Source organism: Pseudoalteromonas sp. S8-8, assembly GCF_000497875.1.
Taxonomy (GTDB): Bacteria; Pseudomonadota; Gammaproteobacteria; order Enterobacterales; family Alteromonadaceae; genus Pseudoalteromonas; species Pseudoalteromonas arctica.
In genome coordinates, this window is record NZ_AUTR01000035.1 from 75,527 (window position 1) to 100,368 (window position 24,842).

20 protein-coding genes are annotated in these 24,842 nt (G+C 39.3%); 17 read left to right on the plus strand and 3 right to left on the minus strand.

Going from position 1 to position 24,842, the window contains the following annotated elements:
• Positions 1 to 144: 144 nt before the first annotated feature.
• The 7 genes from L659_RS0111130 (at position 145) to L659_RS0111160 (ending at position 9,291) form a co-directional block, all read left to right on the plus strand.
• Positions 145 to 1,410: an EAL and HDOD domain-containing protein gene (locus L659_RS0111130; protein WP_024590584.1), complete on the plus strand. Its 1,266-nt coding sequence runs from the start codon at positions 145 to 147 to the stop codon at positions 1,408 to 1,410.
• A gap of 2 nt (positions 1,411 to 1,412) precedes the next feature.
• Positions 1,413 to 2,027 carry a paraquat-inducible protein A gene (locus tag L659_RS0111135; RefSeq protein ID WP_010554372.1) on the plus strand — a complete coding sequence of 205 codons (615 nt, stop codon included), beginning with the start codon at positions 1,413 to 1,415 and terminating at the stop codon, positions 2,025 to 2,027.
• A 94-nt stretch (positions 2,028 to 2,121) separates the two neighbouring features.
• Positions 2,122 to 2,484 carry a hypothetical protein gene (locus tag L659_RS0111140; RefSeq protein WP_306790319.1) on the plus strand — a complete coding sequence of 121 codons (363 nt, stop codon included), beginning with the start codon at positions 2,122 to 2,124 and terminating at the stop codon, positions 2,482 to 2,484.
• A 112-nt stretch (positions 2,485 to 2,596) separates the two neighbouring features.
• Positions 2,597 to 3,964 carry a TolC family protein gene (locus tag L659_RS0111145; RefSeq protein WP_024590586.1) on the plus strand — a complete coding sequence of 456 codons (1,368 nt, stop codon included), beginning with the start codon at positions 2,597 to 2,599 and terminating at the stop codon, positions 3,962 to 3,964.
• Positions 3,954 to 5,507: an efflux RND transporter periplasmic adaptor subunit gene (locus L659_RS0111150; protein WP_024590587.1), complete on the plus strand. Its 1,554-nt coding sequence runs from the start codon at positions 3,954 to 3,956 to the stop codon at positions 5,505 to 5,507. Before L659_RS0111145 ends, L659_RS0111150 begins: the two co-directional genes overlap by 11 nt.
• Positions 5,508 to 5,515: 8 nt before the next feature.
• On the plus strand, positions 5,516 to 8,635 hold the full coding sequence (locus L659_RS0111155; protein ID WP_024590588.1) for an efflux RND transporter permease subunit: 3,120 nt from the start codon (positions 5,516 to 5,518) through the stop codon (positions 8,633 to 8,635).
• 200 nt (positions 8,636 to 8,835) lie between these two features.
• On the plus strand, positions 8,836 to 9,291 hold the full coding sequence (locus tag L659_RS0111160; protein ID WP_007586459.1) for a hypothetical protein: 456 nt from the start codon (positions 8,836 to 8,838) through the stop codon (positions 9,289 to 9,291).
• 176 nt (positions 9,292 to 9,467) lie between these two features.
• On the opposite strand, the gene L659_RS0111165 is transcribed toward L659_RS0111160, so the two are convergent.
• Positions 9,468 to 9,974, minus strand: coding sequence for a glycine cleavage system protein R (locus L659_RS0111165; protein ID WP_024590589.1), 507 nt, complete (start codon positions 9,972 to 9,974; stop codon positions 9,468 to 9,470).
• Between the two features lie 381 nt (positions 9,975 to 10,355).
• Here L659_RS0111165 and L659_RS0111170 point away from each other — a divergent pair, with 381 nt between their 5' ends.
• The 7 genes from L659_RS0111170 (at position 10,356) to L659_RS0111200 (ending at position 18,997) form a co-directional block, all read left to right on the plus strand.
• Positions 10,356 to 12,590 (plus strand): ABC transporter permease subunit, encoded by a 2,235-nt coding sequence (locus tag L659_RS0111170; RefSeq protein ID WP_024590590.1) that lies wholly within the window; start codon positions 10,356 to 10,358, stop codon positions 12,588 to 12,590.
• A gap of 15 nt (positions 12,591 to 12,605) precedes the next feature.
• Entirely contained in the window at positions 12,606 to 14,255 is a 1,650-nt protein-coding gene (gene pstA / locus L659_RS0111175; protein ID WP_024590591.1) for a phosphate ABC transporter permease PstA, read from the plus strand.
• A gap of 27 nt (positions 14,256 to 14,282) precedes the next feature.
• Positions 14,283 to 15,110, plus strand: coding sequence for a phosphate ABC transporter ATP-binding protein PstB (pstB, locus tag L659_RS0111180; protein WP_007586464.1), 828 nt, complete (start codon positions 14,283 to 14,285; stop codon positions 15,108 to 15,110).
• Between the two features lie 46 nt (positions 15,111 to 15,156).
• Positions 15,157 to 15,858: a phosphate signaling complex protein PhoU gene (phoU, locus tag L659_RS0111185; protein WP_007586465.1), complete on the plus strand. Its 702-nt coding sequence runs from the start codon at positions 15,157 to 15,159 to the stop codon at positions 15,856 to 15,858.
• A gap of 150 nt (positions 15,859 to 16,008) precedes the next feature.
• Complete coding sequence (locus L659_RS0111190) at positions 16,009 to 16,686, plus strand: TIGR00153 family protein (RefSeq protein ID WP_002957838.1); 678 nt, start codon at positions 16,009 to 16,011, stop codon at positions 16,684 to 16,686.
• A 39-nt stretch (positions 16,687 to 16,725) separates the two neighbouring features.
• Positions 16,726 to 17,994: an inorganic phosphate transporter gene (locus L659_RS0111195; protein ID WP_007586466.1), complete on the plus strand. Its 1,269-nt coding sequence runs from the start codon at positions 16,726 to 16,728 to the stop codon at positions 17,992 to 17,994.
• A gap of 82 nt (positions 17,995 to 18,076) precedes the next feature.
• A complete protein-coding gene (locus tag L659_RS0111200) occupies positions 18,077 to 18,997 on the plus strand; it encodes a hydrogen peroxide-inducible genes activator (RefSeq protein ID WP_007586467.1) in 921 nt (306 codons plus the stop codon).
• Positions 18,998 to 19,021: 24 nt separating this feature from the next.
• On the opposite strand, the gene L659_RS0111205 is transcribed toward L659_RS0111200, so the two are convergent.
• Together L659_RS0111205 and L659_RS0111210 are read right to left on the minus strand one after the other, a co-directional pair.
• On the minus strand, positions 19,022 to 19,234 hold the full coding sequence (locus tag L659_RS0111205; RefSeq protein WP_002957835.1) for a hypothetical protein: 213 nt from the start codon (positions 19,232 to 19,234) through the stop codon (positions 19,022 to 19,024).
• 181 nt (positions 19,235 to 19,415) lie between these two features.
• Complete coding sequence (locus tag L659_RS0111210) at positions 19,416 to 21,947, minus strand: two-component system response regulator (protein WP_024590592.1); 2,532 nt, start codon at positions 21,945 to 21,947, stop codon at positions 19,416 to 19,418.
• A 187-nt stretch (positions 21,948 to 22,134) separates the two neighbouring features.
• Here L659_RS0111210 and queA point away from each other — a divergent pair, with 187 nt between their 5' ends.
• The 3 genes from queA (at position 22,135) to yajC (ending at position 24,838) form a co-directional block, all read left to right on the plus strand.
• The gene (gene queA, locus L659_RS0111215) at positions 22,135 to 23,166 is read left to right on the plus strand and encodes a tRNA preQ1(34) S-adenosylmethionine ribosyltransferase-isomerase QueA (protein ID WP_024590593.1); all 1,032 of its coding nucleotides are present in this window, start codon (positions 22,135 to 22,137) and stop codon (positions 23,164 to 23,166) included.
• A gap of 183 nt (positions 23,167 to 23,349) precedes the next feature.
• Positions 23,350 to 24,477, plus strand: a complete 1,128-nt coding sequence (tgt, locus tag L659_RS0111220) for a tRNA guanosine(34) transglycosylase Tgt (RefSeq protein ID WP_007586471.1) — start codon at positions 23,350 to 23,352, stop codon at positions 24,475 to 24,477.
• A gap of 25 nt (positions 24,478 to 24,502) precedes the next feature.
• A complete protein-coding gene (yajC, locus tag L659_RS0111225) occupies positions 24,503 to 24,838 on the plus strand; it encodes a preprotein translocase subunit YajC (RefSeq protein ID WP_007586472.1) in 336 nt (111 codons plus the stop codon).
• Positions 24,839 to 24,842: the final 4 nt, after the last annotated feature.

Here is a 24,842-nt window from a genome sequence, read left to right on the forward strand (position 1 = left end):
ACCTTTTATATTAATATTTTTATATTAGTGTTATGTAATTTTAACATTTTTGCAATGACGACTATGTTTATCTTATGCGAGTTGCATTAAAGTACACATATTATTGGCTGTTTTGCCATCTCTTATTTATAGGTTTAGAGCCAAGTGAAATTAAATAACATACCTGATGAGGTACAAAAAATAACTCAGTTTGTCGCGCGGCAACCTATTTTTGATATAGACCAGAATGTTTTCTCGTACGAACTGCTTTATCGAGACTCAGCCAACAATGCGTTTCCTGTGGGCACTTCTGATGTGCATGCGACAAGCCGCCTGTTTTTTAATGCATTAATGTTGGTAGGTTTAGATAGACTTACCGCGCATCATTTAGCTTTTATAAACTTGTCATCAGAAACTATTCTCGATAACTTTCCCAAACTTTTATTGCCAGAAAATAGTGTTATTGAAATAGTAGAGCGTACGGGCAATATTCCTGCGGTTGCTGAGCGTGTGCAAGAACTTAAAAAAGAAGGGTATGTTTTTGCACTTGATGATTACGATGGCGATCCAAAATGGGAGCCACTATTAGCACATGTTGATTACATAAAAATTGAGATAGATGATCCGGTTATTAAAACCAATATGCGCATTAAAAAAATAAAACGCGCAAATCCACATGCAAAAATAATTGTTGAACGAATAGAGACGCATGAACAATTTAATATATTAAAATTGGCAGGCTGTGATTTATTTCAGGGGTTCTTTTTTTCTCGCCCAGAAATGATTACGTATAAAGGTGTAGAGCCTTCAAAGTTAACTGTTTTTGATCTATTGCGTTTTACAGCAAAACAAAAACTTTGCTTTAAAGAAGTTCATCAACGAGTGGCCAGAGATGTAGCTATAACAGCCAGGGTTTTAAAGCTGGCTAACGCGCGTTCAGGCAAAGCAAATTTAGTTATTACTTCTATTTCACAAGCGGTTATTTATTTAGGTGAAGACACAATAAGGCAATTTGTTCGCGTATTAGCAATTAGTGAGTTGGGGGTCGAAAAACCAACCGAATTAACTAAGCTTGCTTTAACGCGGGCTCAATTTATGTCGCTTACTTTAGAGCAAAATAATAAAGAGCTGACCGAGCAAGGGTATCTAGTGGGTTTGTTCTCGGTGCTTGATGCTATTTTAGATGCTGATTTAAAAGACATAGTTAAAGAGTTTACCTTAGATGCTGCAATATCAGATGCTTTGCTACTTGAAAAAGGCACTTTAGGTGAGTGTTTATCGCTTATAAAAGAATTTGAATTAGATAATGTAGATGAAGCTATGGTCCATTTGGCCAACATAAACTCAGAGCTACACATTGGCGATATATTTAATTTTTTACTGGATGCTGTTTTATACAGTGACGACATTATTGAGGCAATAGCAGAATAAATATGCGTAATTGGTTGTCGGTTATAAGTGTAGTGGTTGCTCTTTGTTTATTGTTTCCTGGTATTACAAAACCAGTATTAACAATAGAGGGCAACATAGATAAATCAAAACTAGCGCAAGCGGGTATTGAAATGCTGGCTGAAGAGGGCGATGGTCGAACTCGCAGTATGCTAATGATGTTCTCGAACATGCTAGGGCTTGATAAGTTAGAAGGTGAGATTAGCGCCTATAACAAAACACAAAGTATTTTAGGCACAGTTAAAGAGCTTGCTAGCAATAATAATTTATTTGTAGCCGCTTTAGTGGGGTTGTTTTCTATTGTTATTCCAAGCTTGAAGCTGCTATTACAATTGCTTTATTGTTGCCTACCTTTGAATGGGTTTAAGCAAAAGCTCGGTCTGGTTATTTGTGCATTAAGTAAGTGGAGCATGGTTGATGTATTTGTTATTGCATTAATAGTGACTTACTTAGCAGGTAACGCCCATGGTAAAAGTGGTGAGCTACTTGTTATGAATGCACAATTTGGTGAAGGGTTTTGGTATTTTAGCGCATATTGTATATTTGCAATTATCGCGAGTAACTTAATTAAAACACCTGATAAACCGCAGTCTACATAATTAAAGTATTTGTGGTTGCCGTTAGGTTACCTTACAATCATTTTAAAGTTTATTAAAAGGCATAATGTTGCAACGTTTTTACTCTAGTTTACTCATGATAACTTTACTGCTCACTTTTGTGGGTCAGGCAGTTGCGTCTGTAGCTATGGTATGCGAAATGCCACATATGCCAACTAAAACAGCAATGCATGCCCAAATGCCAATGACACAAAGTAGTGATGCAACAGCTGTCGCTAGCATGTCTGAAAATATGATGCAGATGGATTGTTGCGACGACGAAAGTACGCCACAAAATGACTGTAAATGCCCTATGAGTGGCTGCGCTGCTAACTCAATGCTTAATGTTGATACTTTATTTAGCGTTACTTTACTTGAATCTGAAAAAGTAAATGTACGTGTATTTACTACACAAATTAATATACCTCGTTCACTCTATCGCCCTCCTATGTCTGCTTAATAGCAGGATAGGTGTATGTAAAAATTGCGATAACCCCGTTTATTGGTAACTCCTAAACACCTTTTTTGCTTCCTAATTTAAGATTTTCTTTTATTTTTAGATGGAGCAGGTGATGAACCACGCTGTAAGTATTAAAGTCGTATTATGTAGTGTTGTGTTATTTAGCACAGCTGTTAATGCGCAAAATAACCTAAATACCGAAATGCTAAAGCAAACTAGTAATGAGCAAACGCTTAGCTTAACGCAAGCGCTTAATTATGCGCTAACGCATGAGCCATGGCTAAAAGCGAGTGGCTACCAAGAAGATGCTGCAATAGCGCAAAGCATTGCCGCAGGCACCTTACCCGATCCTGTTTTAACGGTTGGCTTACTCAACTTACCTACTAACGGTTATGCGTTTGACCAAGAAGGGATGACGCAGCTTAAAGTTGATTTGAGCCAAAAGTTTAGCCGAGGGAATAGTTTAGCGCTTAGACAAAAAGCATTAGCACAGTCTGCTCAACAATACCCTTGGCAGCGCGCCGATCGCTTAGCACAAGTAAAAGCAATTGTGATTGAGTCGTGGTTAAACGCGTATCGTGCTCAGCGAAGTATTGCTTTAATTGAGCTAGATAAAGGGCTATTTACTCAACTTATTGACATTACCGAAGCAAGCTACGCAAGCACCTTAGGTAAAACACGTCAGCAAGATATTATTCGTGCGCAATTAGAACTCACCCGTCTTGAAGATAAGCTGGTTATGCTTGAGCAGCAATTTGAAAGTGCTAAAAACCGCTTAGCACAGTGGTTACCTATGGATATGCTTATGCAGCCTTTAAATACTGAGTTTACTAAAACCGCAGGGCTGGTTGATTTTGCGAGCCTTGAATTTGATGAGCTAATACAGTTGCTTATGACGCATCCCGCAATTATTGCGATAGATAAAACCGTAACGGCAAAGCAAACCGAAGTTGCACTCGCTAAGCAAAGCTACAAACCTCAGATGGGCGTTAATGTGGGTTATGGTTACCGAGATGATACCCCGATGGGTGAGTCGCGAGCTGATTTACTCTCTGTAGGGTTTAGTATTGATTTGCCATTGTTTACTGATAACAGACAAGATCAACAGGTTAAATCGGCTATTGCTAGTGCAGAAGCTACTAAAACACAAAAGCTGGTGGCGCTTCAAAAACTCAAAGGCATGTACTTTAAGGAGTTTAGCCAACTCGCTCGTTTGCAAAAACGCGATGCGCTTTATCAAAATACGTTATTACCGCAAATGTCAGAGCAATCTCAGGCAACACTAAATGCTTATACACGCGACGACGGGGATTTTTCTGACGTGATGCGCGCGCGCATTAGTGAACTTAACGCCAAAATTGATGCACTGAATATTCAAGTAGATCAACATATTATTACCGCCCGCCTTAATTATTATGCAAGTAGCTTAGACCCCCAAGTAATGAGCGAGCAAACTGGAGAATTACACAATGAATACTAATTTAAAGTTACTTGTTGCCGCCTTAGTTGGCGCAGGCGCCTTTGGGTTAATAGGCAGCTTAGTAATGCAGTTTTTACCTAGCAACTCGGCAATGAATGAACAACAAAGCGCAGACAAACAGCCCTTATATTGGGTAGCCCCTATGGATAGTAATTACAGGCGTGACGCGCCAGGGCTTTCGCCAATGGGAATGGATTTAGTACCTGTGTATGAAAACGCTAGCAAGGCTCAGGATGGACCAGGTGCTGTAACTATTTCGCCTGCAGTAGTTAATAACTTTGGTGTAAGAACTGCCAAAGTGCAGCTTAAAACACTTCACAGCGATATAAATACTGTGGGTTATGTGCAATATAACCAAGACCAACTTATTCACATTCATCCGCGTGTAGAAGGCTGGATTGAAAGTTTATATGTTAAAGCACAAGGTGCAGAAGTTAAAGCCGGTGAGCCTTTATATACATTGTATTCACCACAATTGGTGAACGCACAGGAAGAGCTTTTATTGGCAGTTAATCGTAATAATACCGTGTTAATTCGCGCTGCAAAGGCGCGTTTAGAGTCGTTAAATGTGTCTGATGGATTTATCGAGCGCTTACAAAAAAATAAAAAGATAATGCAAAATATTACTTTTTACGCAAAGCAAAGTGGTGTGGTAGATGAGCTAACAGTACGAGAAGGCTTTTACGTTAAACCAGGCACATCAATGATGAGTATTGCCCAGCTTGATGAAATCTGGGTAGAGGCACAAGTGTTCGAGCGCCAATCAGAACAAGTGAGTGTTGGGTTGCCCGTTACAATGACGCTTGATTACTTAAAAGATCAAAAGTGGGAAGGTAAGGTTGATTACATTTACCCCGCGCTTGATGCTAAAAACCGGACTCTGCGTGTAAGGCTTAGGTTTGAAAATGCAGATCATCGGTTAAAACCAAATATGTTTGCACAAGTGAGCATTCACGCTAAAGCGAGTAAGGCGCAATTTACAGTCCCTAAAGAAGCGGTAATTCGCACGCAGCATCAAAACCGTGTGGTTATTGCATTAGGTGAGGGTCGTTTTAAATCGGTAGAAGTTGAAGTTGGGCAAATTAATAGTAATGAAGCTGTCATTTTGTCAGGTGTAATGACAGGTGACACGGTAGTGACTTCAGCGCAATTTTTAATAGACTCTGAATCGAGTAAAAGCTCCGACTTTAAACGAATGGAAATGCCTAGTTCTAGTATTAACTCAGGTATGAGTTCGGATTCTGGTTCAGACTCAAATATGAACATGGATATGCAGCCACAAAACGCCACGGTTAACGGCACTATTAATGCCATAGATACACAAAATCGCATTATTAATATTAGCCGAGAAGCCATTGAAAAATGGAATCGAGAACCCGCCACAATGGACTTTGTATTAGCGCCAGATATTGATATTAGTCAGTTTGAAAATGCCCAGTATATTAATTTTACTTTTAGCATTATTAACGATGAATTTGTAATTACTAAAGCGCAAAACGCAGAGCCGATTGATCATTCTACTATGCAACATAGTTCTCACTAGGAGCCATTATGATAACTGCCATTATTCGCTGGTCTGTTAGCAATCGCTTTTTTGTGTTGTTGCTTACATTAATTTTACTGGGTGGAGGATTGTTTGCTGTAAAAAATACTCCCGTGGATGCCTTGCCTGACTTATCTGATGTTCAGGTCATTATAAAAACCACTTACCCGGGGCAAGCGCCGCAAGTAGTGCAAGACCAAGTTACATTTCCGCTCACCACAGCAATGCTTTCTGTGCCGGGTGCACAAACTGTAAGGGGTTTTTCGTTTTTTGGAGACTCGTACGTTTACGTTATTTTTGACGAAAAAACCGATTTGTATTGGGCGCGTAGCCGAGTACAAGAATACCTAAGCCAAGTAGCGAGTAGATTACCCGATAGCGCTACGCCAGAGCTTGGCCCTGATGCAACAGGCGTAGGTTGGATTTACTTATACGCACTAATTGATAAAACAAATAAACACGATATTAGTCAGCTACGAAGCTTACAAGATTGGTTTTTAAAGTTTGAGCTACAAACTGTGCCCGGTGTATCTGAAGTGGCTGCTGTTGGTGGCATGGTTAAGCAATACCAAGTCAATGTAGAGCCCGATAAATTACGCGCATATGGTATTCCGCTTAGCCTCATTCAAACCGCTATTCAACAAGGCAACCAAGAGATGGGCGCCTCAGTAGTTGAAATGGCTGAAGCAGAATACATGGTAACAAGCACAGGCTACATTAAGAGTGTTGCCGACTTGGAAGCTATTCCGCTTGGTGTAAACGCCAACGGTACTGCGCTGCAATTACGTGATGTAGCCGATATTAGAGTCGGACCGCAAATGCGCCGTGGTATTGCAGAACTGAATGGTGAAGGCGAGGTAACCGGCGGCATTGTTATTATGCGCTATGGCGAAAATGCACAAAAAACCATTGAGCTTGTAAAAGCAAAATTAGAATCGCTTAAAAAGGGATTGCCAGAGGGCGTTGAAATAGTCCCTGTGTACGATCGCTCCAACTTAATAAATAACGCGGTAGATAATTTAACAAGTAAGCTAATTGAAGAGCTTATTGTAGTTGCCTTAGTGTGTGTGGTGTTTTTGTTTCATGTGCGCTCATCGCTGGTGGCGATTATTACGTTACCGCTTGGAATTTTAACGGCATTTATAATTATGTATTGGCAGGGGATTAACGCCAATATTATGTCTTTAGGAGGAATTGCAATAGCGATAGGCGCAATGACCGATGGCGCTATCGTCATGATTGAAAATATGCATAAGCATATGGAAAAAACGCCCCTTACCAACGAAAACCGCTGGGAAGTTGTGGCTAAATCGGCGAGTGAAGTGGGTCCTGCATTATTTTTTAGTTTATTAATTATTACCGTCAGCTTTATGCCGGTATTTATTTTAGAAGCGCAAGAAGGACGTATGTTTGCGCCACTGGCTTACACTAAAACCTATGCTATGGCAGCGTCTGCTGGGCTTGCGATTACCTTAGTGCCGGTATTAATGGGTTACTTTATTAGAGGTAAAGTCATTTCGGAGCAAAAAAATCCAGTTAACCGATTACTCGTCGCAGCGTATCGACCACTACTTAACTGGGTGCTTAAATTTCCAAAAATGACACTGGTACTCGCGGTGGTTGTTTCTGTTATTGGCTTTTACCCGGTAAACAAAATAGGCAGTGAATTTATTCCGCCACTTGATGAGGGCGACTTAATGTATATGCCCACAACGTATCCTGGTTTATCGGTAGGTAAAGCGCGCGAAATATTACAGCAAACCGACAAGCTAATTGCCACAGTGCCCGAGGTTAAAACAGTATTTGGTAAAGTTGGGCGAGCAGAAACTGCAACAGATCCTGCGCCGCTTACAATGATAGAGACGTTTATTCAGTTAAAACCAAAAGACGAATGGCGCGAGGGTATGACTCTTGAAAAACTTAAAAAAGAACTCGACGGTTTGGTTAAGTTTCCTGGGCTTACAAATGCGTGGGTTATGCCAATTAAAACACGTATTGATATGCTCGCAACGGGTATTAAAACCCCTGTGGGAATTAAAGTTGCGGGACCAAAGTTGAGCGAAATTCAAAAAATTGGTCAGCAAATAGAAGTGCTTTTAAAAGATGTGCAAGGCACCGCATCGGTTTACTCAGAGCGAGTAGCCGGTGGACGTTATATAAAAGTAGATATAAATCGTGAAAAAGCCGCGCGTTATAGCTTAAACATCAGCGACGTACAGCAAGTTGTATCTACTGCAATAGGTGGTACAAACGTAACACAAACGGTAGAAGGGCAAGAGCGTTACCCTGTTAATTTACGTTATCCGCAAGCATACAGAGACTCGCCAGAAGAGTTAATGTTGTTACCTATTGTAACGCCTACAGGGCAGCGTATAGCACTTGGTGATGTAGCCGATGTATTTATTGAAGATGGACCGCCTGGTATAAAAAGCGAAAATGCACGTTTAAACGGTTGGAGTTTTATTGATATAGATGGCGTTGATATTGGTACTTACGTTGAGCACGCTCAGCAAGTGCTCGATAAAGACCTAATACTACCTGCTGGCTACTCAATTACGTGGGCTGGGCAGTATGAATACATGCAGCGCGCTAAAGAAAAACTGACTTATGTATTACCACTTACATTAGCGATTATTATTGTATTGCTTTACCTTAATTTTAGAAGCTTTGCTGAGGTCACTATTATTATGGCTACGTTGCCACTGGCAATGATTGGTGGCGTATGGCTAATGTATTTAGAGGGCTTTAACTTTTCAGTTGCAGTAGGTGTAGGCTTTATTGCCTTAGCTGGGGTAGCGGTAGAAATTGGGGTCATTATGTTGGTGTATTTAAACCAAGCCTATCAAGAAAAATGCCTCGAAGCAGAGCAAGCCGGAAAACCGCTTAGCTTAGTGCAATTACAGCAAGCCATTATTGAAGGTGCAGGGCTTCGAGTACGCCCGGTTATGATGACTGTCGCGACAATTATTATCGGTTTATTACCTGTACTTTATGGTACAGGCACCGGAAGCGAAGTAATGAGCCGAATAGCAGCGCCTATGGTTGGCGGTATGGGCAGTGCAATTGTACTCACCTTACTTGTTATTCCTGCTGTTTACTTGCTGTGGCGCAAACAAGGACTTAAATAATATAAAACAACAAGACTATAGAGCAATGCTGTTACTACTCACGCATTGCTCTATAAAAATTACCTATAATTTGTAAGTTGTTCTATTAAATAGCTAGTTATTACTCATATTTAAATTAACTAACTGTTTTTAAATAGCTTTTTAATTGGCACGCTTTACGCAGTGTATTACTTATACAGTCAACTAAGTAAGGAATGCACATGCAAGTTAAAACAATTAAAGAGGTATACGATTGGACCGTTTTGTTTCATACGCAAATGGCGGCTAATTTTTATAGCGTAAAGGATTTACTCGATGAACATAATGCAATGCTGGTGGACTACTACCTAAATTACGAAAAAAAACTCGCCGAAGATCTAGTCGGGTTTAAAGCGATAACTGAAATAAATACGCTCGATACGTACAGTTATGAATACTTTGCTAAAAATCCTGAGCTAATTACTTTTGAAGACATTAGTAAAGATCAGCAATTCGATGAAGAAGTCATTCAAGGCTATTTAGCACAGCAACATCAAAAAGTGATTGAGTTATATGAATACTTACTTGAACGCGCCGAAACCGAAAGTGGGCAAGAAAAGCTTCAACAAATACTAGAGCTTGAAAAGCAAGGTATAAAGCAAATGATGCAAAGTACTAATCGTCATATGGATATGTAGCTTTATAAAAGAGCGGGATTACTGAGTTTATCTCGCTCTTATTAGCTTTAAGGTGATTATTTAAAATAGCTGATGCTTGCATCGGCTTATTTTATGTCTGCGTTAAATAATCTGCAGAGCATTTTGATGGACTAAAATGGTATGCGTGTCAGTTGTATGGCACGCATAAATGGAGGTTAAACTTCTTCCGTATCTACAATTAAATCACTTGTAATTGATTCCAATGCTTCAATAACTTCGTCTTTATCCATACCATTTGGCAAAGTAACGGTAGCAACAGCGCTAAAAATAGGCACTCCCCAATTAGGTGCACTTTGTTGTCTTGAATTTAAGTGAGTAATATTCGCGCCTTTATGACGTATTACACTTGCCAGTTCTTGAACAATACCAGGACGGTCGTTACCTGTTATAACTAGATTAATTTGCTCTAGTGTTGATGGTTCAATCCCTGTGTTTCCGGTTTCAATACGAACGTCTAACTTAGGTAACTTATTTAAAGCACTTTGTAATGATTGAAAATGCTCCTCAGCAACTTCAAGTTGAATAATACCTGCAAAATGACCTAATAAATGGCTTAAGTTACTACTAAGCCAGTTGCCATGATTTTGTAATACGACTGATGAGATGCTCTCTACTAAACCAGGGCGATCTTTCCCTAAAATAGTTATAACCAACTGCTTCATAAATAATTCTCTTTTTAAGCCCAAAGAAAGTAAATGCATAGGCATTAAGTGTATTGTTTAATATAAATTGTCTGTTATTGCACTTTGTATAAATCTTTGATTTTAAATTAATAAAAATGGATATAGTTGTGTTGACTCTACGCAGTATCAATAGTCATTATTATTTACTAAGTACTCTTTGAGTATTGACCTCGATAAATACTTTGTCCAATTATTTTATAATTTAGTTCACTTATAAATCATCGATTTGAAGTTAATTTAGGCATTTACCTCGTTAGTTTTATTTAAAGCTGTTTTAGAGTGCTTATTATTACTGCTGTAACATTACTGTCATCTTGATGAAATATAATTTATGCAACGTTAAGATTTAAGGGTGTTTTGATGACTTCAAATCCGAATAAGCCGACTTTTAATACGGATCGAAGCCGTCTATTTAAAGATCGGTTTGCCAAGTTTGGCATAACCGCAGGTGGGATAATGGTATTGGTAGCACTGCTATTAATATTCTTTTACCTTCTTTATGTAGTACAGCCAATTTTTGAATCAGCAAAAGTAGAAAAACGCGATAGCTTTCATGTTGCTAATTCACAGCAAATAGCAGGCTTAGGTGTAGAAGAGCAAACTGAAGTTGCTTATTTACTAAGTCAGCAAGGTCAGGTTGATTTTTACAGTGTTGAGTCAGGTAGTTTTGGTAAAAAACTCAAAACACTTAATGCAGATTTACCAAGTGATGCAACAAGCTTTGCAACAAGCGCGCCTTTTCAAGGGCATTATGCGTTTGGTTTAGAAGATGGCACCGTAATGGTTGTTGCACCTAAATTTTTAGTTACCTTTCCAAACAACGAACGTAAATTAACACCTCGCTTAGGTTTTCCTCTTGGGGAAATGGCTTTAGAAGTAGATGAGCAAGGTGCGGCTATTAAACGCTTTGCATTTAGTCACTATGAAGACAAAACAGCGGTTGTAGCTCTTACAGAAGACAAGCGTGTATTATTTAGCAGCTTTATTGCTGAAGAGAATATGTTTACCGGTGAAGTAGAGTGGGTTGTTGAGCGTACAGAACTTGATGTTAATGGGCGTGTAGACGAGTTATTAATGTCGCCAGATACAACACGTACTTTTGTGCGTTCTGCTAATCAAGTGTATGTATACGATACACGTGACCCAAGTGATGTAGAGCAAATTCAGTTGCTTTCGGCTAACGAAGAAAATGCAAATATTGTATCTGCACAACTGCTAGCGGGCGCAAATTCACTCATGCTTGCTAATGATAACGGCGAGATTTCGCAGTGGTTTGAAGTAAACACTGACACAGGCCGTGAATATCAAAAAATTCGCTCATTTGAAACAACTAAGCAAAGTAAATTAAATATATTTACTGAGTTTTACCGTCGTACTTTTTTTACTACTGGCAATAATGGTGAGCTAGGTGTGTACTACACAACGAGTGAAGCAAAATTATGGCAGGGGAAAGTAAGTGAAGGCGCAATAGAGAACTTTGCAATTGCACCACGTTCAAATGCTGCGTTAATTTTAGCGGATAATAAGCTAACAGTATTAGACATTCATAACGAGCACCCAGAAGTTACTTGGTCAGCACTTTGGCAAGAAGTGTGGTACGAAGGTTACCCAGAGCCAGGTTATATTTGGCAGTCAACATCAGCCAGTGACGACTTTGAATCTAAGTTTTCACTTGTGCCAATTTCGTTCGGTACATTAAAAGCAGCACTTTATGCGATGTTGTTTGCTGTACCAATCGCGCTTTCGGCGGCTATTTACACGGCATACTTTATGTCGAGCAAATTACGTAAAGTGGTTAAGCCTACCGTTGAAATAATGGAAGCATTACCAACCGTTATTTTAGGTTTTTTAGCGGGTCTTTGGTTAGCCCCATTAATAGAAGAGCACTTACCTGCAATTGTTGGGTTACTCATATTATTACCTTTAGGTATGTTAGCGACAGGTTTAGCCTGGACTAAATTACCAACAAAAATACGCCATAGAATTCCTGATGGTTCGCATTCAATCATCCTTATTCCGGTCGTTTTACTTATTGGTTGGTTTTCGTTTGCTATGAGCGAATTTGTTGAACTTTGGATGTTTGACGGCAATGTGCGTCAGTACTTAACAAATGAGCTAGGTATGACATTCGATCAACGTAACTCGCTTGTTGTAGGTATTGCGATGGGTTTTGCGGTTATTCCTACTATATTCTCAATTGCAGAAGACGCGGTATTTAGTGTTCCAAAGCATTTATCAAATGGCTCATTAGCATTAGGTGCAACGCAGTGGCAAACACTAATACGTGTTGTATTACTAACAGCAAGCCCAGGTATTTTCTCTGCGGTAATGATGGGACTTGGCCGAGCAGTTGGTGAAACCATGATTGTACTTATGGCAACCGGTAATACACCGATTATGGATTGGAGCATTTTCCAAGGTATGCGTACGCTTGCAGCAAATATTGCAGTTGAAATGCCAGAGTCAGAAGTAGGTAGTTCGCACTATAGAATATTGTTCTTAGCGGCCTTTGTATTATTCATATTCACATTCATTTTTAACACAGTCGCTGAGTTTGTTCGCCAGCAACTGCGTGAAAAATACAGCTCAATGTAAGCGGAGAGACATGACATGGTAAAGCAGTGGTTTAAGTCTGGTTCTCCTTGGATTTGGATGACCGGTGGTGCAGTGAGCATCAGTTTGATTTCAGTTTTAGGCTTATTAGCAATGATAGCCTGGAAAGGGTTAAGCTTTTTCTGGCCTTCAGAAGTTGTACAGTTTGAACTTGAAGGGTCGATTGCAAAGCAAACCGTTATTGGCGAAGTTTACGACCGTGAATTAGTACCAAAAACGCGTTTAGCCGCGACAGGTATTGATGTTAGCGGGTTTGAAAAAGAAGAAATAGAGCGCTTACTTATTAAAACAGGTAACCGCGAATATGTAGATTTAGATTTTCGTTGGATATTAGAAACCGACATAACAAATAAAACAGCACCAGCGGCGCTTGCAGTATTTGAGCGTAGTAAAAACGGTAACTTTTATGGTTATGTGCAAAACGTTATTAAAGACGGTCAACCGGTTAATGGCGATAAAATAGAAGCGCTACATGAGCTTGTAGAGCGTGCGGTTGATTTAAATGACGAAGCACTTGATTTGCAAAATGGTGACATTGGGCATATTAACTACGCACTTGAACGCTTACGTTTAAAAGAAAAAGGCTACTTACTTGATAACGCTCTCACTGATGAGCGTGTTGCTGAGCTTGCTCAAGCACGTGCTGAATTACGTGCAGAGTATGGTGTACTCGAAAAAGATTTATTTGCACTACGCAAACAAGCTAAACGTGACCACGTAACTGTAAAAGATATGCGCGGTGAAGTTGTTACAATTCCTATGTATCAAGTACTTGATGTTTGGTTTCCAAACGATATGGGCTTTTTTGCAAAGCTAGGCCACTACTTTGTGCAACTAGGTAAGTTTGTATCCGATGATCCACGTGAAGCAAATACAGAAGGCGGTGTTTTCCCTGCTATATTTGGTACTGTATTTATGGTTATGCTGATGGCTGTAATTGTGACGCCGTTTGGCGTTGTTGCTGCAATTTACTTACACGAGTACGCCGCAAAAAATGCAATCACTAAAATGATTCGTATCGCAGTGATTAACTTGGCCGGTGTTCCTTCAATTGTATACGGTGTATTTGGCCTCGGCTTTTTTGTATACATGTTAGGTGGTAGCTTAGACCAATTATTTTATCCAGAATCGTCGCCAACGCCAGTATTTGGTACGCCAGGTGTAATGTGGTCGGCATTAACGCTCGCTATACTAACGTTGCCAGTTGTTATTGTATCGACTGAAGAAGGTTTATCTCGTATTCCAAGTACCGTACGCGATGGTTCACTAGCGCTTGGCGCAACAAAAGTTGAAACGTTATGGCGCATAATTATTCCAATGGCAAGCCCTGCAATTATGACAGGTTTAATACTGGCAGTTGCGCGTGCTGCAGGTGAAGTTGCACCGTTAATGCTAGTAGGCGTTGTAAAAATGGCTCCTACATTACCACTTGATGGCAACTTCCCGTATTTTCACTTAGATAGAAAGTTCATGCACTTAGGCTTTCATATATACGATGTTGGCTTCCAAAGCCCTAATGTTGAAGCGGCACGCCCGCTGGTATACGCAACGGCCTTTTTATTGGTGTCGGTGATTATTACCCTAAACATAACGGCCATTGGTATACGTAACCATTTACGTGAAAAATTCAGATCGCTTGAACACTAATTAGTAAAGATTTTATAGGTAACAAAAATGATTACAGTCGCTCCAAAAGTAAACCAAGCTAATATAGGCCAGAAGTTAGACCTAGAAAATTTAACGGATGACCAAAAAGCGCTAGAGATTAAAGATCTCGATCTTTACTACGGTGATAAGCAAGCGCTTAATAAAGTAAATATGAACATTCCAAAAGGCCAAGTAACTGCGTTTATAGGACCATCGGGCTGTGGTAAATCAACTCTATTACGTTGTATTAACCGCATGAACGATTTGGTTGATATTTGCCGTATTGAAGGTGAAATATTACTTCACGGTCAAAATATTTACGATAAGAGCGTAGATGTAGCAGCACTTCGTCGTAATGTAGGTATGGTGTTTCAGCGTCCTAACCCATTTCCTAAATCAATTTATGAAAATGTGGTTTATGGCCTACGCTTACAAGGCATTAAAGAGAAGCGTAAGTTAGACGAAGTGGTAGAGCAATCACTTCGTGGTGCTGCTTTATGGGATGAAGTAAAAGACAGATTACACGATAGCGCGTTTGGCTTATCGGGTGGTCAGCAACAGCGTTTAGTTATTGCTCGCTCAATTGCAATTGAGCCAGAAGTTCTTTTATTAGATGAACCTACATCAGCACTTGACCCTATTTCTACTTTGGTAATCGAAGAGCTAATAAACGATTTAAAAAACCAATTTACCGTTGTTATTGTTACACATAACATGCAACAAGCAGCACGTGTATCTGATCAAACAGCCTTTATGTATATGGGCGAATTGATTGAGTACTCAGACACAAATACCTTATTTACTACACCAACGAAGAAAAAGACCGAAGATTACATTACCGGTCGTTACGGTTAATTAGCCCGTTGTAGCGTGTTGTGCAAGATTAAGAGAGAAGGTAACTATGGAACATAATATTAATAAACATATTTCTGGGCGTTTTAACCAAGAACTAGAAAATGTACGTAATCATGTATTAAGCATGGGTGGCTTAGTTGAGCAGCAGTTAAATAGTGCGCTTGATGCTGTGAGCCGTAACGATGCAGAGCTTGCTCAAAAGGTACGTCAGAACGATTATAAAGTGAATGCTATGGAAGTAAGCATTGATGAAGAGTGTACGCGTATTATTGCTCGTCGTCAGCCTGCAGCAAGTGACCTGCGTTTAGTGATTGCAATAGCTAAAACAATCGCTGATTTAGAGCGTATTGGCGATGAAGCTGAGCGAATTGCTAAAGTTGCACTAGACTCATTTACCAAAGATCAGCAAGATTTATTAGTAAATATTGAAAATATGGGCCGTCAAGTTTTAAAAATGCTACACGACGTACTGGATGCATTTGCGCGTATGGATGTGCAACGCGCATTTCAAGTACATAAAGAAGATGCAAAAGTTGACCGCGAATATGAAGCTATCACACGTCAAATAATGACTTACATGATGGAAGATCCACGCTCAATCCCTAAAATCATGGACTTAGTTTGGTCTGTTCGCTCATTAGAGCGTATTGGTGATCGCTGTCAGAACATTGCTGAATACATTATTTATTTTGTTAATGGCAAAGATATTCGCCATACATCTCAAGAAGATATAGAAAAATCACTATGATTTTTTACCCATCATGCTTTTCTATTAAAGCGGCTTAGTGTCGCTTTGTGTGTTGCAAGCTTTAGTGAAGTAATAAAAAGCGTTCACAATCTTGGTTAATACTGTAAAATTCATGCTGCAAAGCATATCAATTTGATTAAAGGGTCAGTTATGCCTACAAACGCGTTTTTAGGAGTATTTGCAAAATCTCCTATCAAACCAATGGAAGAACACATCAAGAAGGTTCATCAAGCAAGTAAAGCTTTGATACCTTTTTTTAATCACGTATTTAAAGAAGAGTGGGTACAAGCAGAAGAGCTTCGCATCACTATTCGCAATTTAGAACGTGAAGCTGATGATATGAAAAGAGATATACGTTTACAATTACCGCGTGGTTTATTCATGCCGGTAGAGCGTACAGATCTTCTCGAACTAGTAACTCAACAAGATAAGATTGCTAATAAAGCGAAAGACATTGCAGGGCGAGTGATTGGTCGTGAAATGACCATTCCAAAAGTTATGCAAGCTGATTTCTTAGCTTACTTAACCCGTTGTGTAGATGCGACTAAACAAGCATCTAAAGCAATTAACGAATTAGAAGAATTGCTAGAAACGGGTTTTAAAGGTCGAGAAGTCACCTTAGTAGAAAAAATGTTAGTTGAATTGGATGCCATAGAACAAGACACGGACGAAATGCAGATAAAAGTACGCCGCCAGCTACGTGATGTAGAGGGTGAGTTAAATCCAATTGATGTTATGTTTTTGTACAAAATCATTGAATGGGTTGGCGAGCTTGCAGATATTGCAGAGCGCGTAGGATCACGTCTTGAGCTGATGTTAGCTCGTTAATTTAAAATCAGTTCAAACACGAAAGATTAAGGTTTTACAATGGATATCATTGCATCTTACGGCACGGTATTAATTTTAATTGCCGCAGCAGTCGGCTTTTTTATGGCTTATGGTATTGGCGCGAACGACGTAGCGAACGCCATGGGCACATCTGTAGGTTCAAAAGCGCTAACAATCAAACAAGCTATTTTTATAGCGATGATTTTTGAATTTGCAGGCGCTTACTTAGCAGGTGGTGAGGTTACATCAACAATTCGTAAAGGAATTATCGATGCCGCACCATTTGCAGACATTCCTGAACTTATGGTTCTGGGTATGATTTCGTCTTTATTTGCAGCGGGTGCTTGGTTATTAATGGCCTCGTTCTTGGGTTGGCCAGTATCAACGACTCACTCAATCATTGGTGCAATCATTGGTTTTGCGTTAGTTGCTGTTGGTACTGAGGCGATTCAATGGGATAAAGTAGGTGGTATTGTTGGTAGTTGGATTATAACGCCCGCCATATCAGGCTTTATTGCATACTTAATATTTATGAGTGCACAAAAACTTATTTTTAATACAGATGCACCACTAAAAAATGCTAAACGCTATGTACCACTTTATATGGGTTTAGCAGGTTTTATAATGGCCTTGGTCACAATTAAAAAAGGCTTAAAGCATGTTGGTGTTGATTTAGGTGCAGCCGAAGGGTACGCCTTAGCAATAGCTGTAGCAGTTGTCGTTGCTATAATTGGTAAAATTGCTATTTCTCGTTTAAATATCGATCCAAAAGCAGATAAACAAATGCAATTCAACAATGTTGAAAAAGTGTTTGCTGTTCTTATGGTATTAACAGCATGTTGTATGGCCTTTGCACATGGTTCTAACGATGTTGCTAATGCAATCGGTCCACTAGCTGCTGTTGTAAATATTGTTGAAAACAATGGTGAAATTGCTAAAAAAGCGGCTATTGCTTGGTGGATTCTACCTCTAGGTGGTTTTGGTATTGTTGCGGGTCTTGCTATTTTGGGCAAAAAAGTAATTAAAACGATTGGTGAAGGCATTACACATTTAACGCCTAGCCGTGGTTTTGCTGCTGAACTAGCCGCTGCTTCTACCGTTGTTATTGCATCAGGTACTGGTATGCCAATCTCTACTACTCAAACCTTAGTGGGTGCGGTATTAGGTGTAGGTATGGCACGTGGAATTGGTGCACTTAACATGGGTGTTATCAGAAACATTGTAGTTTCTTGGGTAATTACATTGCCAGTTGGCGCTGCCCTTGCTATTGTTATTTTCTACGTACTAAGAACCGCATTTGGGGTTTAACAAAAAAGTACTCAAAGACTTTTAGCTTGAAAAGATCTCAATGCCCTAGGTGTTGGGGTCTTTTTATTTGTGGAAAGAAAAAATGACCAATCTTCCAAGTATCAAACAGCTACAGTATTTATTAGCTGTTCATCAACATCAGCACTTTGGCAGAGCTGCCAGTGCCTGTTTTATTGGGCAATCTACTTTAAGCAGTGCTATTCAAAATCTTGAAGAAACTTTGGGTTGCCAGCTTATTGAACGCGAAAATCGCAGCCTTATGTTTACCAGTATTGGTGAAGAAGTTGTTGAGCGCTCTCGTAAAATAATTAACGATACAATTAGTTTAAAAGAGCTCACTAAAAGCTTTTTAACACCACTGAGTGGTAAATTAACGGTGGGTGTTATACCTACAATTGCTAGCTTTATAGCGGCTCCTCTGTATCACTTTTGTAAAGAAACCTTTTGTGATTTAGAGCTGGTATTAATAGAAGATACGAGTGATAAGCTACTGGATAAACTTGAGCATGGGCATATTGATTTAGCGCTACTTGCACTGCCATACGAAACCGATAAATTTCATACACAAGTATTGGCAAAAGATCAGTTTAGTTTAGTGCACCATAAGGATTACAGCGCTGCAAAGGGCGTAGTCGACTTTAATCTATTACCAGAGGCTAGCGTATTCTTACTCGAGCGTGAGCACTGTATGACAGGCCATGCGCTCAGTGCATGTCATTTAAATCGTGCTAGTTGTATTAACCCATTTGAAGCAGCAAGCTTGCATACATTATTGAGTATGGTTGAGCATCAGCTCGGAGTGACTTTTTTACCACAAATGGCGATTAACGCCGGAATTTTAGATAATAAAAATATGGTGGCAACACCATCACAAAGCGATGCATATAGAGATATTGGCATATTGTGGCGTAAAACTACGGGGCGGATCCGCGACTTTAAGTTATTTAGTCAACAGCTTGAGATATTTTTAAAGCGCCAATGTAGTTTAGATTTTTCTAAATAAGAATAGGAAATGAATGAAAGCAGCCTATAAAGGCTGCTTTTGATTTTGAAGATGGCTTTCAAAAGGCTCAAGTTCGGGTAAAAATAGTAAATAAATCCATACCACCAAGTTAAAGTAAGGCACGCAGCCTAATACAGTAAAAACCTTAACTGGGTAGCCTTTAATATTTGCGTAACGATAACACTGATACGCGATTGCAAAATGTATAATCAGTAATAACATAACTAGCTGTGTCATACCTTTCTCCTTAAAAGCTTAAATAGCTTTGAAACCCACTATAAATATCAGCACTACGTCGCCAAAAGGTAATGTCATGTTTTTAAAGTGAAATACATTAAAAGGCACGACATTTTTTATTTGATACTGAAAGTATAGGCAAGAAAGGTAATATTGGTAGTAACAAATTGTTTAATTTTGTTTATTTTGGGCTAGCTTGTTGTTGGTAAAACGTTTTATTTTTTGAAATTTTTTCAAGTTCATCTTTTACTTTTTCAACAGGTACTGGGCGTGCAATAAAGTAGCCTTGTCCATAATCAACACCTATCTCTTTTAGTGCAAAAAATATCTCTTCGTTTTCAACGTACTCAGCTACAGAGCGCTTATCGAGAGACCGACTAATATCATTTATTGCTTTTACTAACGCTAAATCTATAGGGTCATTAAGCATGTCGCTTACAAATGAGCCATCAATTTTTACATGCTGTGCTGGAAGCTGCTTTAAATAGTTAAATGTACTAAAGCCAGTTCCAAAATCATCAATAGAAAAATGACAGCCTAAGCTATTAAGCTTCTCAATCATTTTACGAGTCGCTTTTAAGTTGTTAATACTTGCTGATTCAGTTATTTCAAAAATTATCCGCGAAGGGGGCACGTTATACTTTTCAAGGTTTGATTCAATTAATGGCAATAAGCGTTCATCTAAGAATGATTGTGCTGACAAATTAATAGCAACTTGGTTTAACTCTGGGTGCTTAGACACACAAGCAACGGCATTACGTATAACGCATTGATCCATCAAAAATGTGTCGTTAAGCATCTCTAAAGAGGGAATAAATTGATTTGGGTACACAAGTTCATCTTTGAGTTTTAAGCGTAAGAGCGCTTCAAAATAAGCAACTTTACACTCTTTAAAATCCCAAATAGGTTGGTAATGCAGTTCAATATTATCTTGCTGCAGTGCTTGGCGAATTTCGTGACCCCATTCAAGCCCAGTTTGAAGCGTATTGTTTTGAGCGTCCTCTTTTGAGTAGCAATGTACTAAGTTACGCCCTAGATTTTTGGCAATATACAAAGCAATATCGGCTTGTTTTAAACATTCATTAGGATCATTATTTTGTGTCGTAATTTGAGTTAAACCGATAGAGCAGCTAATCGTGTATATCTGATCTTCTGATTTAAAAGCATGTTTTTCTATTGCGCTGCACACACCTTCAGCAATAAGGTGTGCATCCAGTAAATTCATATTGGTAAGTATGACTGCAAACTCATCGCCGCCTATTCGGCACACCAAATGGTCTTCGCCAATATTTGCTTTAAATAATTGCGCCACTTCTTTTAATACTATGTCACCTTGGTGGTGACCTTTGCTGTCGTTTATTATTTTAAAGTGATCGAGGTCAATATAAATAACAGCATGCTCTATGCCATCATACGTGTATTTATCTTGGCATATTTTATTAAGCTGTTGATCAAAGTAATAACGGTTATGTAAACCAGTTAATGGGTCATGGTGTGCTAAATGACGTAGTTGGATCTCTGCTTGTTTACGTTCATGTATGTTGTCGATAGTGGCAGTTATGGTCGCGTTATTACGACTATTTTTGATTAGCTGTAATCTGCATTCGACCCAAATTAAATTGCCATTTTTATGGGTGAGCTTTACTTCTATTTGTTGCTGTTGCTCGCCACCATGTAAAATGTCATTAATAGTATAATTTAGTCTTCCTTTATCTTCGTTATTACAATAAGCGCTTAATGGGGTTTGTAGTGATGATTTAACACCAAAACCGCTCAATGCCTCCCATGCAGGGTTAATAAAACGAATATGCCCTTGCTGATCAAGCTCTAAAACAACCGTATTCAAATGCAATAAAATACGCTGATGAGCCGAAAATAACTCTTTGTAACGCACTTCGCTCACGCTTAGCTGCTCTACTTTGTAAGCAAACTCAGCATAACTCACCATAAAATCTTCACGTCGTGCGGCGTGGTCACACACTTTATTTAAAAATGAAGGGTCGTATGGGGCTCTAATAAAATCGGTAACACCAGACAGCAAAAGCTGCTCAGCGTAATCAGCATCATCACTTTCTATAATCGTAACAATAGCTTGTTTAGAATTGTGCTGTAGGATTTCTTCAACGAGTACACTCGAGCTCTCTGCACTTGATGTAGTGGCATCGAGTAGCACAATTGAAAACTGCTGTTGGTTGTAAGCGTTTAGTGCTGCTTTGGCTGAGGTAACGTGAGTAATAGCAAAGTTTAACTTTAACTGTTCACTTATTTTGTCGGCCGTATTTTGAAGTGGCTCTAATAATAATAAGTTTAGCCGGCTACTTTTTTCTAAGTGAGTAGATAAAACATTCGCAAGTACTTGAGGGAGCATGTCTTTATGTTCAAACGGCAGTACAGCATCTATCCCGTAGCTTCGGGCTGTTGTTTCGGCAATACGCTCACAGTAAATTGGCGGAATAAGTAAAATTGGGGTGTTTTTTGGTGTTTTTAATAATCCTGAGCGGATCATCCTCGAAAAGCGCCAGCCGTCAATTTTTCCAACATTAATGCCCGTTATTATAATATCAACAGGGTGTTGTTTTAAAAGCTTTAAAGCTTGTTGGCTATCTTGCGTATCAATAAAGGTAAATACATTTAAGCTATCTAAAGTGCCTTTAATCGCGCGACGTTCAGCACTACTTGCGTTTAATATTAGCAATTTAAGCTGGTTTGGCACGTGTTGAACACCCCTAATGTAACTTATAATAATTCAGCCGAACAAGAATAGTGACATTTAACCATAAGAACAAGAAAATTTAATGAGAAACACGCAAACAAGACATTATAAGTTTGGCTGATTTCTTGAGCTTAATACCCGATACATATACACTTGGCGCGATTTTAAATGATGTGGATTACTAATTATGCGCGTGGCTGACTTTAGCTTTGACTTACCTGATGAATTAATAGCTCGTTTTCCTAAAGCGGACAGAACTAGCAGCCGTTTACTTACTTTAGATGGCCCAAGCGGAACTCTAGAACATAAAGTGTTTAGCGACATACTTGATTTAGTAAACGAAGGCGATTTGTTAGTCTTTAACAATACACGCGTTATTCCAGCACGTATGTTTGGTCAAAAAGCCTCTGGCGGCAAAGTTGAAGTGCTTGTAGAGCGAGTGCTAGATGAACATCGCGTACTTGCGCACGTACGGGCAAGTAAGTCGCTTAAGGTTGGTAACGAAGTTATTTTAGAGGGCAAAGCCAAGGCAATAATGGTTGCACGTCACGATACATTATTTGAGCTTGAGTTTGATCATAGCCAAAACGTGCTAGATATACTTAATGATATTGGTCATATGCCACTGCCTCCTTATATTGACCGACCTGATACCGAAGCTGATCGCGAGCGTTACCAAACTGTTTATGGAGAAAAGCCAGGTGCAGTTGCTGCGCCAACAGCGGGCTTACATTTTGACGATAAGTTAATGACGGCACTAAAAGATAAAGGTGTAAACATGGCTTTTGTTACTTTGCACGTTGGCGCCGGTACTTTTCAGCCAGTACGAGTGGATAGTGTTGATGAGCATGTAATGCACTCCGAGTACATTGAAGTACCCGATGATGTAGTTGCTGCCGTTGCACAAACCAAAGCAGGTGGCGGGCGCGTAATTGCTGTAGGCACAACTTCAGTACGCTCATTAGAGTCGGCAGCTAAAGTTCATGGCGGTAAATTAGATACGTATTTTGGTGATACCGATATATTTATTTTTCCGGGTTATCAATTTAATGTTGTTGACGCCATGGTCACTAATTTTCACTTACCAGAATCAACGCTTATAATGCTAGTCAGCGCTTTTAGCGGACAAGACAATATTATGGGTGCATACGATACGGCAATTGAACAAAAATACCGATTTTTTAGTTACGGTGATGCGATGTTTTTAACACGTAAGTAACCATTTATTATTTAATACTCAGTAAAAAACACTAAAAACCCCAGCAACGAAGCTGGGGTTTTTGTTTAGCATAATAAGCAAAACTGAATTTATCGCAGCTAATAGTATTAATGAGGCAAAAAGGGTAGAATCGAGCGGTTAAATTATAGCTTGTTGGACTGTTTTTCTGACATTGAGGATGATATGAAATTTGAATTAGATTGTACTGACGGAAAAGCGCGCCGCGGCCGCTTAATTTTTGACCGTGGTGTAATAGAAACACCTGCATTTATGCCTGTTGGTACTTACGGTACTGTAAAAGGTATGACGCCAGATGAGGTAAAAGCCACTGGTGCGCAAATATGTTTAGGTAATACCTTTCATTTAATGCTTCGCCCAGGTACTGAAATCATTAAGCAACATGGTGATTTACACGACTTTATGAATTGGGATTTCCCAATTTTAACTGACTCAGGCGGTTTCCAAGTATTTAGCTTAGGCGCAATGCGTAAAATCACTGAAGAAGGCGTGTTATTTCAATCTCCAGTAAATGGTGATGAAATTATGATGTCGCCTGAAAAGTCGATGGAAGTACAGCGCGACTTAGGCTCAGACATCGTTATGATTTTTGACGAGTGTACGCCATACCCAGCAACTGAAAAAGAAGCTAAAGATTCTATGGAGTTATCTCTTCGTTGGGCTAAGCGTTCAAAAGAAGGGCATGGCGACAATCCATCTGCTTTGTTTGGTATTATTCAAGGTGGTATGTACCCAGAATTACGTGCACAATCGCAAGCAGGCTTAGAAGAAATTGGCTTTGATGGCTATGCATTAGGTGGTCTATCAGTAGGCGAGCCTAAAAACGAAATGATGAATATTCTTGATCATTGTGCGTTTAAAATGCCAGAAGACAAACCACGCTACCTTATGGGTGTAGGCAAGCCAGAGGATTTAGTTGAGTCTGTTCGCCGTGGTATTGATATGTTTGACTGTGTTATGCCAACACGTAATGCGCGTAACGGCCATTTATTCATTACCACAGGTGTAGTTAAAATACGTAACGCAGTACATAAAACAGACACAGGGCCACTTGACCCTGAGTGTGATTGCCATACGTGTGGAAACTATTCACGAGCTTATTTGCATCACCTTGATAAATGTAACGAAATTTTAGGTGCGCGACTAAACACAATTCATAACTTACGTTACTATCAACGTGTTATGGAAGGTTTACGTAATGCAATTAGCGAAGGTAAATTAGAAGAATTTGTACAAGATTTTTATGCTCGCCGAGGCCAAGACGTGCCAGAGCTAGTAGATATAAAAAATTAAACTTTAAAATTAAAGAGGAAGTATCATGAGTTTATTTATTTCAAATGCACACGCAGCAGCTGGTCAACCTGCGGCAAGCGGTGGTTGGGAAATGCTAATAATGTTAGCTATTTTCGGTTTGGTTTTTTACTTTTTAATCTACCGCCCGCAAGCTAAGCGCGTTAAAGAGCACAAAAGCTTAATGAGTATGATGGCTAAAGGCGATGAAGTACTTACCCAAGGCGGTTTAGTGGGTAAAATTGTGAAGATTTCTGAAGAGAAAGATTTCATCGTTATCTCTTTAAACGAGCAGGCAGAAGTAACAGTACAAAAATCTGCAGTATCTGCAGTATTGCCAAAAGGCACAATGAAGTCGCTATAAAAAT

Bases quoted from the DNA above. Each gene is read 5' to 3' on its own strand.
- L659_RS0111170 (WP_024590590.1), top strand. From the start codon at position 10,356: ATGACTTCAAATCCGAATAAGCCGACTTTTAATACGGATCGAAGCCGT.
- pstA (WP_024590591.1), top strand. From the start codon at position 12,606: ATGGTAAAGCAGTGGTTTAAGTCTGGTTCTCCTTGGATTTGGATGACC.
- L659_RS0111205 (WP_002957835.1), bottom strand. From the start codon at position 19,234: ATGACACAGCTAGTTATGTTATTACTGATTATACATTTTGCAATCGCG.
- L659_RS0111150 (WP_024590587.1), top strand. From the start codon at position 3,954: ATGAATACTAATTTAAAGTTACTTGTTGCCGCCTTAGTTGGCGCAGGC.
- L659_RS0111195 (WP_007586466.1), top strand. From the start codon at position 16,726: ATGGATATCATTGCATCTTACGGCACGGTATTAATTTTAATTGCCGCA.
- L659_RS0111160 (WP_007586459.1), top strand. From the start codon at position 8,836: ATGCAAGTTAAAACAATTAAAGAGGTATACGATTGGACCGTTTTGTTT.
- L659_RS0111145 (WP_024590586.1), top strand. From the start codon at position 2,597: ATGAACCACGCTGTAAGTATTAAAGTCGTATTATGTAGTGTTGTGTTA.
- L659_RS0111155 (WP_024590588.1), top strand. From the start codon at position 5,516: ATGATAACTGCCATTATTCGCTGGTCTGTTAGCAATCGCTTTTTTGTG.
- yajC (WP_007586472.1), top strand. From the start codon at position 24,503: ATGAGTTTATTTATTTCAAATGCACACGCAGCAGCTGGTCAACCTGCG.
- L659_RS0111190 (WP_002957838.1), top strand. From the start codon at position 16,009: ATGCCTACAAACGCGTTTTTAGGAGTATTTGCAAAATCTCCTATCAAA.
- pstB (WP_007586464.1), top strand. From the start codon at position 14,283: ATGATTACAGTCGCTCCAAAAGTAAACCAAGCTAATATAGGCCAGAAG.
- tgt (WP_007586471.1), top strand. From the start codon at position 23,350: ATGAAATTTGAATTAGATTGTACTGACGGAAAAGCGCGCCGCGGCCGC.
- L659_RS0111165 (WP_024590589.1), bottom strand. From the start codon at position 9,974: ATGAAGCAGTTGGTTATAACTATTTTAGGGAAAGATCGCCCTGGTTTA.
- queA (WP_024590593.1), top strand. From the start codon at position 22,135: ATGCGCGTGGCTGACTTTAGCTTTGACTTACCTGATGAATTAATAGCT.
- L659_RS0111140 (WP_306790319.1), top strand. From the start codon at position 2,122: ATGATAACTTTACTGCTCACTTTTGTGGGTCAGGCAGTTGCGTCTGTA.
- L659_RS0111200 (WP_007586467.1), top strand. From the start codon at position 18,077: ATGACCAATCTTCCAAGTATCAAACAGCTACAGTATTTATTAGCTGTT.
- L659_RS0111135 (WP_010554372.1), top strand. From the start codon at position 1,413: ATGCGTAATTGGTTGTCGGTTATAAGTGTAGTGGTTGCTCTTTGTTTA.
- phoU (WP_007586465.1), top strand. From the start codon at position 15,157: ATGGAACATAATATTAATAAACATATTTCTGGGCGTTTTAACCAAGAA.